Source organism: Pseudomonas sp. B329 (genome assembly GCF_023127835.1).
Classification (GTDB): Bacteria; Pseudomonadota; Gammaproteobacteria; order Pseudomonadales; family Pseudomonadaceae; genus Aquipseudomonas; species Aquipseudomonas synxantha_A.
This window is the reverse complement of sequence record NZ_SPKP01000042.1, coordinates 242423-257757: the sequence shown is the minus strand read 5'-3', so window position 1 is coordinate 257757 and position 15335 is coordinate 242423. Positions and strand designations below refer to the sequence as shown.

The following is a 15335-nucleotide window of genomic DNA, read 5'->3' as shown; positions in this document are numbered from 1 at the left end:
TTAACGCCAGCTCCACGACACGCCGGTGTAGATACCACGCCCATCGGCAGGGGTAGAACGTGCTGCGTCCATGCCTTTGTCGTCGTACCCCGGCGTAACGGTATTGGCATAGCGACGGTTGGTCAGGTTGCGCAGATCGACCCAGGCTTGCCAGTCTTGCTTGGGCGCGTCATAGCCGAACGTGGCGCCGAGGGTGGTGTAGGCCGCGGCGTAGTAAGAGTTGGCGTAGTCCACCGCTACCCGCGAGGCATGTTCGGTGTTGAGGCTGGTGTAGAAACCCGTCGGGTGGCTGTAGCGCACCTGCGCCTGATAGTAATGCTTGGGGATGCCGGGCAAGGTGTTTTCGCCGAAACGGTCATCGTCACGGTAGTGGAAGTCGCTGAAGGTATAGGCCTGGCGCAGGTCGAGCTTGCCGTTGCGGCCGCCGTCCCATAACGGGCTGAGCAGGCTCAGTTCCACGCCCTGGTGCACGGTGGGGCTGGCGTTGGATTCGGCGATGATCGCGCTGCTGTTGGCAGTCTGGGCCTGGGTTTCCACGGAAAGCAGTTCGTGGCGTACTTCAGAGCGGTAGAGGGCCAGGTCCCACTGGCCGAGCCACGCTTCGCCGCGCCCGCCGATTTCCAGGGTGGTGGCGGTCTGATTGCGTAACTTCACACCTTCGCGCTGTAGCCCCGTAGCCGCGCCGCTGCCCGGACCGAAGTATTTGTTGGAACCCCAGATCATCGACCAGGCGTGCGGCGGTTCTACCGAGCGGCTCAGGTTGGCGTATACCTGCAATTGCGGGGTGAAGTCGTAACGCAGACCGATGCGCGGTGCGTAGTCCCAGTCATGTTGACTGAGCGGCGCCTGGCCATCGGGGTAAGTCACCTGGGTTTCGCGGCGGGTGTAGATCGCGGCAAGGCCGGTGGTGAGCCACAGATCCTCCAGCAGTTCCAGCTCATTGCCTACATGCAGCACGGTGTCGGAGCCCAGGTAGCTGTAATCGCGGGTCTTGGTGCCGGGGGAATAAATGGCGGTGTTGCCTGCAGGGATGCGGACATATTCCGACGCGCCATTATTGGGCATCGCCTGGGTGGTACGCAGGCCGACGGTGGTTTTGCTGGCATGGCCGAACAGGCTGTCCTGACGGATGTAGTTCAGGGTGCCGCTGATATCGGTGTAGGCGACCTTGAGGCGGTTGGTGCCCTCGCGCAGATCCATCGGGTAGTCGTGATAGGCCAGCCCGACTTCCACTCGGGCGTTGTCGTCCAGTTGCAAGGTGGTCTTGTTGGCGATCCAGGTAGAGCCCGGTTGCAGGCGTTTTGAATCGCGGGCGGCGTTGAGGCTGTTGGCGGCACGCGGGTCATGGCTGATCTGGTAGCGCTTGAGCTTGCCGGGGGAATCGTTGGTGGTTTCGCGGTAGCGCAGGTAGAAGCGCGTTTCCAGGTCCGGGTTGAAGCGGTAGCCAAAGTTGGCGGCGATGCCCTTGCCGGTCCCGGCGCTCTGGTGCTGGTAGCCGTCGGACTCGGAATCGGTGAGGCTGATGTAGTAATCGGCATCCCCCAGCACCTGGCCGGAACTGACCTCCCGCTGGGCATAGCCGCGGCTACCGACTTCATAGCGCACCTTCAGTTTGGGCGCGTCGTAGCCGGTGTGGGTTACGTAATTGACCGAACCACCCAGGGCCAACGCGCCCTGATCGAAGCCATTGGCGCCCCGCAGCACTTCCACGCGGCTTTGCCACAACGGGTCCTTGAGTTCATAAGGTGTACCGCCCGGGCCCGTGAGCGGCAGACCGTCGAACATTTCATACAGGCCGGAGGCATGGGCGCCCGGGCTGCGATTCAGGCCAGAACCGCGAATGGACAGCTTCACGCCTTCGTTATTCGCCGCCTTGGCGTACACCCCGGCCTGGTACTTGAACACATCCTCGTTACTGCTCACCCGCCCCTGTTGCACGCTACTCATATCGATGTAATTGCTGCCGCCGGGCACGCGCTGTAGCTGTGCCTGGGCAATTTCGCCGGCACTGGCTTCAGTGGTGGTGACTTCGACTGGCGCCAATTGCAGGCCTTCGGCCTGTACCAGCGAGCTGAGAGTCAGGGCGGCAAAAAGAAAGGGCGGTTGGCGCAGCAGCATTGGGGCGGGTCCTTGGAATTACGGAACGCGGCAGGCCAGGCCCACCACGCGAACAGTGATGGGAAGGCAGGCACGCCCGTCAGGTCACGCCTTATTGACGAACCATGGCGCTGGCAAAACAGTACCAGACAGGTTTCAGCCGTCCGGCTTCGCCAATTCCCGCATCAGATCATCCGCATCGGAACCCGGCGCAAAGCGGAAACCGTACATTTCATCGGTAGCCAGAATCTCGTCCAGGGCATCAAGCAACTGGGCTTGCGAGGGTGAGTTGCGCAGCAGCGTGTGCGCCGGCAACAGCAACTCGGCAGAGACGCCCTGAGCAGTCGCGGCGTCGATGACCGCGAACAGGATAAACCGCAAACGTATTTCGCGATCCGTGGGCCAAACCGTTTTTCGTTTACCCAAGGGAGGGCCTCGTGTTTAAGAAAAATCCGAGGCTATTGCTCGCAGGCAAGCGTTTCAAGCAGCGAGAGGCAAGATAGGCACCTTCCTACAGCAGAAAGGGAAACACCCCACTGATTGTTCGATGGATGCGCCTCACTGCACCGGCAGGAAGTTCATCAGCAATAAACTTTGCGCGTAATTGAGGCCAATGCGTCGGTAACGCTCATCGAGGATTTGGGTAAGCAGGTCCAGGCGCGCAACGATCTTGCCAAACTCAACGGCAAAACTGAGGTTACTGCCCTCCTCCGATATTTCATTGGAGAACAACAGCAATACACCGTTGGCATCCTGGCGCTGGCTGAGCAGCCAGGTGGCCTTTTCGATATTGCGCGCCGCATTGCTGACAAACTGCGGGTTGATCGAGTCGGTCACATAAAACTGCGTACGCCCGCCGTGGGCGGTCACGAGCATACTGCCAATCGCGTAGATAAACGCGCCGACACGGTCGCCACGAAAGTCGGGGCTCAGGGAGTAGCTCAGGGCGGCCAGATCACGCCGGTCTCCCAGTGCGGGCAAGGGTTGACGGTTTTCGATGGCCTGGCGAATGACCCGCGCGGCGCTCACCGCATCCGGATAGCCCGACTGACGCCACTGGCTGGGGTTGCGCAGGTAAAGCTTGCTCATCAGCAGATAGAGGCTTTGCAGGTTGTCGCGCATCCCCAGGGTGGCCATGCGATCGACACTGGTCTGGAAGAACTCATCGGGCTTGCCATCGCTGAATTGCCTGGCGATATCGCGGCCTTGTTGCTGGCTGCAACCCACTGCGCAGAGCGCGAGCAGCGCAGCCAGCAACAGCGGCCATAGAGAGGTAAAAACAGTTGACGTTCGATCCATCGGCACCGGGTCTGATTCTGTGGGCCACGTGCGGGAGTCGAGTGGCCGGGACAGGGGTAGATCAGCAAAATGGAAAAAAGTGCAGCGGTGCGGGTCAGATAAGCATGGGACTACAGGCGCTGATCTGACCCGGCACTTGATGGCCGGATGCGCTAAAGCACTATCGTGGCAAGCATCCCCAAGGCGCCCAGGCAAAACCCGACCAACGCGCCGCGCCCAGGCGCTTCATGAAACAGCGACCAAACCACCACAGGCTCAAGCAGCAACAAGGACGTGACCGAAACCACGGTGACAATCCAGATATCACCCACCGCCTTGTACCCCAGCCAATAAGCGCCCAGCAGGCAAAGCCCGGCAAAACACATCACCACGACAGACAGCACAAACGCCGTCCAGGAGCCGCTACCAGTGTGGGCCAGCCTGGCGGTTACCACCTCGCTGTAGATTGCACAAAACTCCCCGATCACCATCAACCCTAGAGCAAAAACTCCGAGTAGTTCTTTGGACATATCAAAAACTCCTTCGTATTCAGCGCAGTGTTTTTCAGCTCCCAGCCAGCGACGCTGACATCTAGGGAGGCGTTGGCTTGATACGAAATGCTTTTGAAAAGACCTGAATTATCGAAGTACTTGTCCACGCTCATATCCTTCAAAGGGGGTCGAGGCTCAGCGCCTCTTTGGTGAGTGCGAGCTGATCATAGAGGGACCGTGCCGCCATTCACAATGATCGAATGCCGATATTGAACGGTAAAAGCAGAGCCCCTCCCGGTTAGTGAGAGAAAAATTAAATAAGGATTTTCGCTGGAAAAATAAGAAAGGTCTTACATCTTTAGCGCTGATTTCATGCAATTAATCCCATATATTCAAGGAGCTAACCAGAAAGGATACCCATTGCTAGTTGTCACCAGAACACCCAATAAACGCCTATACATCGGCGACGAAATCCAAATCAAAGTGATCAAGGCTGAAGGCGACACTGTGTCCCTAGGAATCACTGCACCGAAACACATCTTGATTATTCGATCAGAGCAAGACGAAAGAGCCTTGGATGACGCGCCTATAGGTTCCGATGCACTGGAATAGGTAAGGTGCCCATGAGCATAATCGTAGTCATGGGCTGGTAATTGATGGCGAGTACTGCCATGAGATTTTCTCTGGAAAAAAAGCCCGCCGAAACGAGCCTTGAGTAAATGGCGGATCGTTTAAAGACAGCTTTGCAGTGCCGCCAGTCTTTTGTTGGCGATCCAGTTGCCAACCACCACATAATATTTGGCCACCGAGCCGGCCCCTTGAGGCTGAATATCGACGAAATATTGGGAGCCTTCTGTAAAGACCGTATATCCATTATCGCGTCCTGGCTGAAGCGTTGCGCCAGGAGTACCCCCGAAGATAGGCTGGTTTTGCCATTCGTAATGAACACATTTAGCCAGCGCTGCGTCGGACTTCTTCGAGGTCAAGACTTTGTATGGTCCCTATTGGCGAGCCTCGTTCATCGTTGGCGCCATACACCCCGCTAGCATCGCCACCGCGGCGGCCACTATCAAAATCCGCATGTCATTCCCTTTTTAGTCTGGCGGGACTGTAGCACTGAGAGGGCTGGATGCAAAAAACCCAGCTCGGGACTGGACTGGCAAAGGTTTATGCCTGCGCACTCCAGACCGCCAACTCATAACCATCCGGGTCAATGAAGTGAAACCTTTTGCCTCCAGGAAAAGAGAGAATCTCCCGGCTTAATAGGCATCCAGCATGGATGGAGTACCAGTAAAGTGGGAGCGGCTCGGCGTGATCTGTGCGCCCTGGCTGCAAGACTGATTGAGCAATTGCGTTGTCGAACTGTTTGAAGCAGCGACGATCTACCGACGTAGCGGTTTACCGTCGTTCCGAGGAGAGTATGAAGCCTACGCGCTGACCGGGGTAAGCAATAGGTTGCGGAAACCGCCAGAAATGATGCGGAAACGATCAGGCTTTAGAGCTTCTGCCTATCCAAAACCCGAAAACGCAAAAGCCCCGCAATCGCGAGGCTTTTGTGTAAATCTTGGCGGGAAACCAGGGATTCGAACCCTGGGAACGCTATTAACGTTCGCCGGTTTTCAAGACCGTTAGAGAAACCCTCTAAAATCCGCACCTCTAGCAGGTAAGGGGTTCCTTAACCTTTCCAATGCTGTGTTACTGGAAGCCGTGATCTACAAGGGGATGATAATGAGTTAGGGAACTGCTTTCCTCGCCCATTGCTGCGCCAGAACCCTGCTAGCTTATGCCCTCATCGTCCGACAGTGCCTTTAACAGGGGAATGCGAAAGGCCTACCTTTCGTAATGAATCTCATTAATCATAAGTCAAGCTCTGCAGCCGTCTCGAAGGTTACCCTAACCACTTGCATCGGATGGCATATTGCCTCCTAATACCATTTCGGCCGGAACAGCGTTCGAAACAACAACTCGACTCAAGCTGAGATAATCTCAGTCAGCTTGATATCGCGAAACGAAAATAGGGAAATTATCTTGCCAAAACTATCTGCTATTCCAGTATTACCGCCAATAATTGAATGGTTTGAGCTATCAGGTGTAAACGGATATAAAACATTGCGTTTAGAAACCGAGCACTGCGTTAAAATTATTGCAGCAGAAAACGGAACAGGGAAAACTACACTTCTTAACGCTTTATATGCAGTATTGACTTTAAATTTAGTAAAGTTAATGCCTATAGACTTTAAAAAGATAAAAATAAAATTTAAACATAGGGCCGAAGTAGAAATAAACAAATATGAAATTTTTCCAAAGACTCAATCAAAAGTTATTAGAGCAATTAACGAACTAAAGACCCTAGGACTAAGTGAAAAAAAACTCAGAAAAAATCTCAACTACATCATCACAAAAAATTTAAGTTTAGATGAATTTGCAGAGACCGAAGTATTTGGCGACACATATTACAACTCCCATATTGGCCGCCAGGAACTACAAGACCTTTATAGCATTCTTCTCACTCAGTCCTATGTGAATGAAGCTTCACATATATTTACGGAAGAAATAGAACTCGCGCTCGAAGGTTTTTCAGTTTTATATCTTCCTACATTCCGTAGAATTGAGGCGGAATTTGAGTTACAAAAAGATAAAGAACCGGATCATTTTGTCTTTGATTATGATGAAGAGCAAGAAGATGCACAGTTGATCTGGTTTGGCATGAACGACGTAGCAAAAAAGCTTGAAGAATTCAAAGAAAATATTAAATCAATTACATTTGATTCATATTCAACTTTAAGCGCTCAGTCACTAGAAGAGCTTCTGGTACCTTCAACTAAACGACCAGCCCCTATTGACGACAATGACTACGACTTCAAGTCACAACTGAACCTTGTTCTAGCTAGACTTGGGCATGCGGGAGGAGAAACCGAGGCTAGAATCTATGATCTTATATATTCTAAAGATATAAACCAACCGAGTTACGACGGGCTCCGAACACATATACATCGAATAATATCAATATACGGCAGCACACAGGAACAAGAACAACTTATAGAAAGCTTTGTGAACGTAGTAAACAGTTACTGGCAATCCTCATTCTCGCCAGAATCCCGATCTGAAAAAGAATTTATTTTTGACAAGTTAGAGCTGGAAGTATTAATAAGAAATAATATAAACGAACAAATATTAGACCTCAACAACCTGTCTTCTGGCGAAAAACAAATTGTTGCTATATTTGCAAAACTCTATTTGCAAAAAAACAAAAAATACATAATTTTAATAGACGAACCTGAGCTTTCCCTTGCGATACCTTGGCAAAAAAGGCTGCTAATAGATATCTTGGAATCCCCATCTTGCGCGCAGCTGGTAGCTATTACGCATTCGCCGTTCGTGTTCGACAATGAACTAGACATCTACGCAGACTCACTGATTATAAAGCGAGGCTGGCTATGACAACTGCAGTCGACAACCTTAGGGCCGCAAGGCAAACACCCTACATCGCGTTGCAACAGTATATTTTACTAAGAAGTAACGCGAGTGACGACTTCATCTGTGTATTTGAAGGCTGGGATGATTATCCTTATTATGACACCATCATAAAAAAAGTTCGTGAAAACTTTAAATACCAACCGTTAATTGTTAAGGGCAAGGATCAGGTTTTAGGCTTGCGCGAACTATTATCAAAAAGGAACGATGCAAAATCCACCTACGTTGCCTATTTTATAGATAGAGACTATGACGGTTACAAGTCGCACGCACCGAGCGCCAATACTTATTGCACAGACGGATACTCGATAGAAAACAACTTATATGACGACTCCATCCTCCCGGAACTACTCATGTCCGATTATCAATGCGTTAAAACCGAGGACGAGGGCAGCATTCCTGGAATCATCTTGATGTTTAATCAGAGAATGGTTGAGTTCCAGTCTCTCATGAGAGAAGCAAATAAAATAATATATTACGCTCGAAACAACAACATTCGACTATCATCGATTGAAAATCAAATAACAAAATATATCAACATCAATCTCGACTCCATAACCATCAACCAAAACAACCACCATCTAAACTTGATTGGATGGCCTGAAGAGATCGACCCAAACACGATACCAAATGACATCTCCGAATTCAGAAAATTCACACCTTTAAAGGACTGGCGAGGAAAATTTGTTCTAGGAACCTATATTGAACTCCTTCACAAATTGAAAGATGATAGATGTGCTATAAACCCTCGGTTTTTTGGTAAAAAGGCTCCTATAAAATTCAACCCAAAAAGCGACATCTTACGAACCTTGGCAATACTATCTCCGGTACCAGAGTGTTTGCGAAAATTCACCTTAGAACTAGGTAAACCTGTTCACACTACCTCAGAGGTTATACAAAATGCTTAATCACAAGAAGCGGCAAGTGCGTAGTAAATGAGCATCCTATTTGCTTATTAAATTTCTTTGCAAATAACGGCGAGTGCTTTCCTAAGCTATTTGCCGTTATTCGAATACCGGCCGTATTAGAGGTGCTAACCGATCGCTCGTTGATATTTTCTATGCAAGCTCCATTGTAGCGATCCAATGCTATTCTTATCTTTTTTCAATAGAAAATCGCACATGCAATGGAAAGACTCACTACCAGATCTGCTAGAGAGATGTACAAAAATCATCTCGCGCTTGAAGCGGCACTGATGAGTTGGCACTCCAAAGCATATAGCAAGGTTCGAGTGACGCTGGTTATAACGTACGTTGCGTTATATTCCTGATCGGTGACAACCCCGTGCACATTAAGCAAGGTTTTGCGAAGCTACGATCCTAACGTGTCTGACAAAGCACACCCCGATTGTGTAGGAGTATGCGAGGGATTTCAGGCGACAGGCCCGTGTTTGCGGGCTCTGAAGCTCACTTATGACAGGTTGCATAAATGCATAATGGGCATGGCATGGCATTGATTGGCGTATGGTTTGCCCCAATTTTGCCCCACGATTACGACTGCTTATGTTCAATGTCTCGTGGAAGGGAGGCCGCCTAAGGAACACCTCTGGTACTCGTTAACTGCCTGGAACAGCGACTCAGCATTACAGCGCAACCGTTCTATATCTTTAGCAGGAGCGCCTGCGCTTTGAGCAGCATGGTATTGGCGAAGCGCTTCAACCGCTTGCTGGACCAGCGGGTCGCCTGCCTCAATCAACTCCCTCAGGATTTTCATCGCCTCTACCCGGACAGTAAATACTGGAGTTTAGATCCTAAACTCATCATAGAGGATGCAATTCATCTGTCTGATGGTCGATTAGACATCCCGCTTTGAAACAGCCGCAGCTAGCTTGATCAGGAGGTATCGAAGCCCTGCCCTCGTAGCAATTTCTAATCCATCCAATCCTCAGCAGGGACCATAGTCACGATCGCATTACATAACCCAATGGCAGGCAATCCATAACCTTCTGACAAGCAGCTTTCGGCTAGGATCGGATCTGCCGGTAGCTCTTTACGACCCATAGCGGACAGTCTGAGCCTACTTACGATCAGAGAATTAACTCGCTGCGGATCCACACCGCCTAAGTTATGCCGTACGATAGACTGTAGTGAGCCCGCTCGGGATCGAATACTGTTGAGCGGAATCTATCTGCTCTGAAGGGGGTTGGAATGGGGGGTCTCAAAGTTCACGATGACGAACCGAAAAGGGTTTGTGTGGCTTGCATAGGCGAGGACTTTTTGCAGAAGCAGATCGGAGACGAGACTGCCGGTGAGTGCTCCTACTGTGATGAAATCAATGCTCCATGCATTGACGTTGAAAAACTCGCGCTTCGTGTCGAAGAGGCTTTCGAAGGCCACTACGAGCGTACGGCCGATGAGCCGACTGCCTTCGAGTACGCTATGCAACGGGACCGTGAGATTGATTATGACTGGGAGCGTGAGGGAGACCCCGTCCTCGATGTGATAGCAGATGTAGTGGGATGTGAAGAAAGCATCGCATCCGACATACTGGAGATCCTAAACGAAAAACACGATCAATATGACCCCAGCGACTCTTATGATGAAGGCGAGTTCGCATTTGATTCCTACTACAGACGGAAGAAAGTTTCCTCTGGAGATTGGGATGAGTTGTGGTCCCGACTCGAACACGCACTTAAGCATGAGAGCAGGCTCTTCAATCACGAAGCATTGACGATCCTCAACTCAGTCTTCGCCGGTTTGGACAAAACGCGCTCTCGCACCAAGGGGCTGGCCCTCGTCACAGCAGGCCCTGGCAAGGAAATTTCTGCACTTTATCGCGCGCGGGAGTTCTTCTCAGCCTATTCATTACAAAGCGCCCTGCTGAAGCCTGTCGAGGAACTCGGACCACCTCCAGGGCGACTAGCTAAAGCGGGCCGGATGAACTCATCTGGAATCGCAGTTTTCTACGGTGCTCTGGAAATAGAGGCTGCGTTAGCTGAAATCCGACCTGTAGTCGGCAGCAATGTAGTAACGGCAAAATTCGATATTATTCGTCCAATCAATTTGATTGATCTCCGTGCCCTAGAAGGCCTTCGCTGTGAAGGGAGCATTTTCGACCCTCGCTATGCAAAAGAGTTAGAGCGTCACTACTTTCTGCAAACTCTCAGTAAACGCTTAGTACTCCCGGTGATGCCAAACGAACAGGATCACGAGTATCTGATTACCCAAGCTGTGGCCGACTATCTGGCATCGCTCCAAAAACCCAACGTAGACGGCATCATCTTCCCATCTGTACAGGATGGAGTCGGAGTTAACGTCGTTTTGTTTCACAAGGCGGCGCGAGTGGAATCGCTGAGTTTTCCGCCATCCACGAAATTCAGTGCTCAAGTGGTGGACTATGATCCAGACACCGGAGCTGAATACCCTTGGTATACCCTCCAAATCGACCAGCCGGCCTCCCCAACTGAAATAGCTGATTTCATTTACCCTTTTCCGAATACCTACGACTGGAGCCTGATCCATGCCAAGCACCGAGAGCCTTGTCTGAAACTCGACTTGCAAACATTGCAAGTTCACGCCATCAAAGCGGTAGAAGTGAAAGCGAAAGCTCAAAACGTGACGGTGAGGGTCGATGTTTCGAGGTCATATGTAAAATCGCCATTCAGTGACGACGACTTCTAAAAATTTATTGTCGGTCGATTGCTCCCTGCCGTCACCGTCAGCCTGGGTCAATTGCAACCTATTGCGACAGGCAGCAATCGGCCACAAGCTGTCGTTACTTACAGGCTACGCACCAAAGCTGATCAAGCTTAGTGGTGTAGCTTTGACTCATCAACTCACGACGCATGCCCCAGTGAGGGGCTAGCGGAACACTAGCCGAGCGAAGTGTCCCCCTACCCCACCGTATATTGATCTGGTCTAGAACCGTCATCACGCGAGTCGCTTCTGCCGGCTGAGACATTGCGAACAGATCATCGGTATATTCCCCGTGCTGGCACAAATTTAGCAACATCACCTCAGCCTTGCTGTACTTGAAGCCTGGCCGAAATATGCGTTCAAGTGCGCCAATAGCCGCCTGGGTGAGAAGGCGCACGTCGTCAGTGGGATACGGCATATCAACCACTACCCCGTTGGCGTACTTCGCCTCTTCAGGATTGAACATGCCGGTACGGATGCTCACGCGCACCTTCTTGCACAGCGAGTTCTGAGCGCGGAGCTTTTCAGAAGCACGCATCATGTAAGTGGCCACCGCCTCTTTAATAGGCGGCAGTTCCGTCAACCGTTGGCCGAACATACGACTGCAGCAGATCTCCTGCTTTGGGGGATCAGGCTCGTCCAGCTCCAGGCAACGCGTGCCGCCCAGTTCCCTGGCCGTCTTCTCGATCACAACACTGAACTTCTTGCGGAGCGTCCCCGGGTCCGCCTTAGCCAAGTCCATTGCAGACTTTATGCCCATTGTATCGAGGTGAAGTTTCATCTTTCTGCCAACGCCCCACACCTCCGCCACGTCCGTATTACGCAGCACCCAGTCCCGCTTAGCCGGGTCGGTGATATTGACCACACCACCGGTCTGCGATTGCAGGCGCTTCGCGGTATGGTTTGCCAGCTTCGCCAGGGTCTTTGTATGAGCGATGCCAACACCTACAGGTATGCCGGTGCAGCGAAGTACCTGGGCGCGGATTTGCCGGCCTAAGGCATCCAAACCACCGACACCGGTCAGATCGGCGAAGGCCTCATCAATGCTGTAAACCTCAACTGCCGGAACCAATGACTCGATCAGGCTCATCACGCGTTCGCTTATGTCGCCGTACAGCGCATAGTTGGAGGAGAACGCGACAATGCCGTGTTGCTTGAGCTTGTGCTTGATCTGAAAATACGGCTCGCCCATCTTGATGAACGGCTTCGCGTCGTAGCTGCGCGCGATGACACAGCCGTCGTTATTGCTCAGCACCACGATCGGCACCTTCGCCAAGTCCGGCCGGAATACTCGCTCGCAGCTGGCATAGAAACTGTTGCAGTCAACAAGCGCAAAGGTCGGTTGCTGCTTAGACATGGCTGCGCACTGTGCTGGTGATCACACCCCAGATTGACAGCTCGTCACCTTCGAGAACGTACCGCGCCGGGTATTTAGGATTTTCTGACAGAAGGACAACCTCCCGGCCGCGCTTACATAGGCGCTTGCAGACGGGCTCATTGTTCAGCAGAGCAACCACCACATGCCCGTGCGTCGGCTCAATGGCACGATCCACCACCGCGAGATCACCTTCGAAGATACCAATCCCCTGCATGCTTTCCCCAGTGATGGCTACCAGGTACACATGCGGTGCGCGGATATTCAGGACCTCATCCAATGAGATGTGCTGCTCAATGTGATCCGCTGCTGGCGAAGGAAAGCCAGCCGGAACCTGGAACGAACACATAGGCAGCTTCGCGCCTGCCTCAGCGATAGGACCTAGAATGGTGAAGCTCATGATGCGGCCTTTTACAGATACTGTACGAATGTACAGTTAACTTTGTAGGACGCTTGCGGTCAATTTTTCTGTAGGGGATTTCGACAGACGGAGAAGGGCGTATGTGCGGACGATTTGTGCAGTACGAAGGGATGGCAATCTTCATTGAAGAATTGAGCCCCCAAATAGAGCTGTTCAGCGGTTATGACGCTCAGCCAATTGATCGCTACAACGTCGCTCCGTCGACAAGGGTTCAGTTGCTGCACGCCGCAGAGGATGGGCTGCATATCGATGCAGTCAAATGGGGATGGGCGCCTTTCTGGGCCAAGGGCAAACGCCCCGATCCGATTAACGCACGCGTAGAGACGGTCACCACGGGAAAGTTCTTCAAGCAACTTTGGCTGAATGGCCGAGCCCTGGTGCCGAGTGAAGGATGGTATGAGTGGGTCAAAGACCCTGACGATCCAAAAAGAAAGCAGCCCTACTTCATTCGCCTGAAGAGTCAGAAACCCATGTTCTTTGGTGCACTTGCCCAAGTTCATCCTGGCCTGGATCCCCACGACGGCGATGGGTTCGTTATCATCACCGCCGCCAGTGATCAGGGCATGGTGGACATCCACGACCGCAAGCCGTTGGTGCTGACACCTGAGCACGCCAGGGAATGGATCGACCCCGACCTCACTCCGGCCCGGGCCGAGGAAATAGCAAAGGAATGTTGCCAGCCTGTGGATGACTTTGAGTGGTATTCAGTCGGCAAAGCAGTCGGTAACCCCCTGAATCAAGGAGCCTCTTTAATTCTCCCGTCTGATGGGGAATAGGATGCCGCACCAGCAAAACGGCTCGAGGGGATTTTAGCTGCTAAAATTCTGGAGGTTGTGCTCAAAACGAGCAACCTGGAAGGATCCCCCCTCAGTTGGTTTTAACGAAGCATTACTCACTCGCTATTTCGTTATGGTTACTTCGCCACCTCATCATTTCGTCATTTCGTCATTTCGTCATTTCGTCATTTCGTCATTTCGTTACTTCATAACCTCATAACTTCATCACCTCTTAACTTCGTTAGTTCGTTATTTCGTTACTTCGTCGATCACTACGATGCCCTTTTGTACCTTTGTACCTTTGTACCTTTGTACCTACGTACCTATGTACCTATGTACCTATGTACCTTGGATACGTCAAAACGTTAAAGCGTTAAAGCGTTAAAGCGTTAAAGCGTTAAAGCGTTAAAGCGTTAAAACGTTAAAACGCATGATGCTGTCGCTAGACCGCTAAAGCACCGCTAGCGGAGGGCATGACAATGCCCACGGGACCAACCCCAACAAAAACGGCCACTACAGGGCATCGACCCTAAGGACGTGCGTAAGTGGGCGTAACTTCCCCAACTACGCCCGCAAAAAAATTAGCAACAAGCATTGACTTAAAAGCCAGCCGCGTACTAGCCTAAAAAGGACTTGGCACAAACCCAAATCTTCTGGCAACCAACAACAAGTAGATTTGCGCCATAGCTCCTACGTAGCCTCATTGATTTTCGCAAACTGTATGTCGGCCCCTGAAGGCTCGAATTTCTTCACAGAGAAAACATCATGAAATGGATCGCTTTACTAATTGCGCTCACCAACGTTTTTGACGCTCTGCGGAAGGCTTGGGAGATTTTTAAGTCCTAGAATATTAGTTGCTTGGGTTATGGATACCCGGCTGCATGAGTTTAAAAAAGTGATCCCAGAGAATCTGGTTGCCAGTTCATGATGACCAATTCTCCGCTGAGACCTGATGAGCCTTGCCGCTGGTTTGTGGTGCTGTAGCGGATATCCACCGTTTCAAAATGGAAACCTTCAAACACTCGCCGGATATCAGGGTGATCGTTGATGCTAACCATCACCTTGCCTTTGCAACGCCGCATGAACTCGGCCATCCGCTCGTAATTTTCGAAAGGGAAGTCGACACCATAGCCGGCGGTCTGCCAGTAAGGCGGGTCCATGTAATGGAAGGTATGCGGTCGGTCGTAGCGTTCGGCGCATTCCAGCCATCCAAGGTTTTCGACATACGTGCCGGAAAGACGCTGCCATGCGGCGGACAGGTTTTCCTCGATCCGCAGCAGGTTGATGGCCGGGCCGGTCGTTGCAGTGCCGAACGTCTGTCCCGTCACTTTGCCGGCAAAGGCATGGTGCTGCAGGTAAAAGAATCGGGCGGCGCGCTGGATGTCGGTGAGGGTTTCCGGGCGGGTCATCTTCTGCCACTCGAATACTTGGCGAGAACTGAGCGCCCATTTGAACTGGCGGACGAATTCTTCCAGGTGGTTCTGCACGACGCGGTACAGCGTCACCAGGTCGCCGTTGATGTCGTTAAGCACTTCAACAGGCGCTGCCTGGGGACGCATGAAGTAGAGCGCGGCGCCGCCGGCAAAGACTTCAACGTAGCATTCGTGTGGCGGAAAAAGCGGGATGAGGCGGTCGGCCAGGCGGCGCTTGCCGCCCATCCAAGGGATGATGGGTGTAGACATAAAAAAGCAAGACCTTTGCTGTATGAATAAACAGTGCTAGGCTCGCTCCGCTTTGTGCACGAAGCAGGAGCCTTGGCTGGACTTGCAGGGACGATCTGCGGGGAAG

At 51.8% G+C, this 15335-nt stretch carries 14 protein-coding genes and 1 pseudogene; 5 read left to right on the top strand and 10 right to left on the bottom strand.

The features are described 5' to 3' along the window. The 6 genes and pseudogenes from E4P00_RS20215 to E4P00_RS20190 form a co-directional block, all read right to left on the bottom strand. The gene (locus tag E4P00_RS20215) at window positions 1–2118 is read right to left on the bottom strand and encodes a TonB-dependent receptor (RefSeq protein WP_248132684.1); all 2118 of its coding nucleotides are present in this window, start codon (window positions 2116–2118) and stop codon (window positions 1–3) included. A 135-nt stretch (window positions 2119–2253) separates the two neighbouring features. Next, the gene (locus E4P00_RS20210; RefSeq protein WP_050549417.1) at window positions 2254–2523 is read right to left on the bottom strand and encodes a hypothetical protein; all 270 of its coding nucleotides are present in this window, start codon (window positions 2521–2523) and stop codon (window positions 2254–2256) included. Window positions 2524–2655: 132 nt separating this feature from the next. Beyond that, window positions 2656–3396 (bottom strand): hypothetical protein, encoded by a 741-nt coding sequence (locus tag E4P00_RS20205; protein ID WP_005789034.1) that lies wholly within the window; start codon window positions 3394–3396, stop codon window positions 2656–2658. Between the two features lie 152 nt (window positions 3397–3548). Beyond that, window positions 3549–3866 carry a hypothetical protein gene (locus E4P00_RS20200; protein ID WP_248132734.1) on the bottom strand — a complete coding sequence of 106 codons (318 nt, stop codon included), beginning with the start codon at window positions 3864–3866 and terminating at the stop codon, window positions 3549–3551. Window positions 3867–4597: 731 nt separating this feature from the next. Continuing rightward, entirely contained in the window at window positions 4598–4852 is a 255-nt protein-coding gene (locus tag E4P00_RS20195; RefSeq protein WP_248132682.1) for a hypothetical protein, read from the bottom strand. A gap of 181 nt (window positions 4853–5033) precedes the next feature. Next, window positions 5034–5141, bottom strand: a pseudogene (locus E4P00_RS20190) (VOC family protein); the annotation flags it as partial. Between the two features lie 753 nt (window positions 5142–5894). Here E4P00_RS20190 and E4P00_RS20185 point away from each other — a divergent pair. Together E4P00_RS20185 and E4P00_RS20180 are read left to right on the top strand one after the other, a co-directional pair. Then, window positions 5895–7307: an AAA family ATPase gene (locus E4P00_RS20185; RefSeq protein ID WP_248132680.1), complete on the top strand. Its 1413-nt coding sequence runs from the start codon at window positions 5895–5897 to the stop codon at window positions 7305–7307. Continuing rightward, a complete protein-coding gene (locus E4P00_RS20180; protein WP_248132678.1) occupies window positions 7304–8248 on the top strand; it encodes a DUF4435 domain-containing protein in 945 nt (314 codons plus the stop codon). Before E4P00_RS20185 ends, E4P00_RS20180 begins: the two co-directional genes overlap by 4 nt. A gap of 598 nt (window positions 8249–8846) precedes the next feature. Here E4P00_RS20180 and E4P00_RS20175 read toward each other — a convergent pair. Next, window positions 8847–9053 carry a hypothetical protein gene (locus E4P00_RS20175; RefSeq protein ID WP_248132676.1) on the bottom strand — a complete coding sequence of 69 codons (207 nt, stop codon included), beginning with the start codon at window positions 9051–9053 and terminating at the stop codon, window positions 8847–8849. Here E4P00_RS20175 and E4P00_RS20170 point away from each other — a divergent pair. Both E4P00_RS20170 and E4P00_RS20165 read left to right on the top strand, forming a co-directional pair. Beyond that, window positions 8967–9152: a hypothetical protein gene (locus E4P00_RS20170; protein ID WP_248132738.1), complete on the top strand. Its 186-nt coding sequence runs from the start codon at window positions 8967–8969 to the stop codon at window positions 9150–9152. The two genes, E4P00_RS20175 and E4P00_RS20170, sit on opposite strands and share 87 nt — an antisense overlap. A 404-nt stretch (window positions 9153–9556) precedes the next feature. Continuing rightward, on the top strand, window positions 9557–10960 hold the full coding sequence (locus E4P00_RS20165; RefSeq protein ID WP_248132674.1) for an RES domain-containing protein: 1404 nt from the start codon (window positions 9557–9559) through the stop codon (window positions 10958–10960). Between the two features lie 94 nt (window positions 10961–11054). Here the strand turns inward: E4P00_RS20165 and umuC are convergent, their stop codons facing one another. Next, window positions 11055–12332 (bottom strand): translesion error-prone DNA polymerase V subunit UmuC, encoded by a 1278-nt coding sequence (gene umuC, locus E4P00_RS20160; protein WP_248132672.1) that lies wholly within the window; start codon window positions 12330–12332, stop codon window positions 11055–11057. Continuing rightward, complete coding sequence (locus E4P00_RS20155) at window positions 12325–12750, bottom strand: S24 family peptidase (RefSeq protein WP_248132670.1); 426 nt, start codon at window positions 12748–12750, stop codon at window positions 12325–12327. The genes umuC and E4P00_RS20155 overlap by 8 nt, the downstream gene beginning before the upstream one ends. A gap of 101 nt (window positions 12751–12851) precedes the next feature. On the opposite strand from E4P00_RS20155, the gene E4P00_RS20150 reads away from it, so the two are divergent. Next, window positions 12852–13547, top strand: a complete 696-nt coding sequence (locus E4P00_RS20150; protein ID WP_248132667.1) for an SOS response-associated peptidase family protein — start codon at window positions 12852–12854, stop codon at window positions 13545–13547. An 887-nt stretch (window positions 13548–14434) separates the two neighbouring features. Here the strand turns inward: E4P00_RS20150 and E4P00_RS20145 are convergent. Next, window positions 14435–15229, bottom strand: coding sequence for a DNA adenine methylase (locus E4P00_RS20145; protein WP_069557829.1), 795 nt, complete (start codon window positions 15227–15229; stop codon window positions 14435–14437). Window positions 15230–15335: the final 106 nt, after the last annotated feature.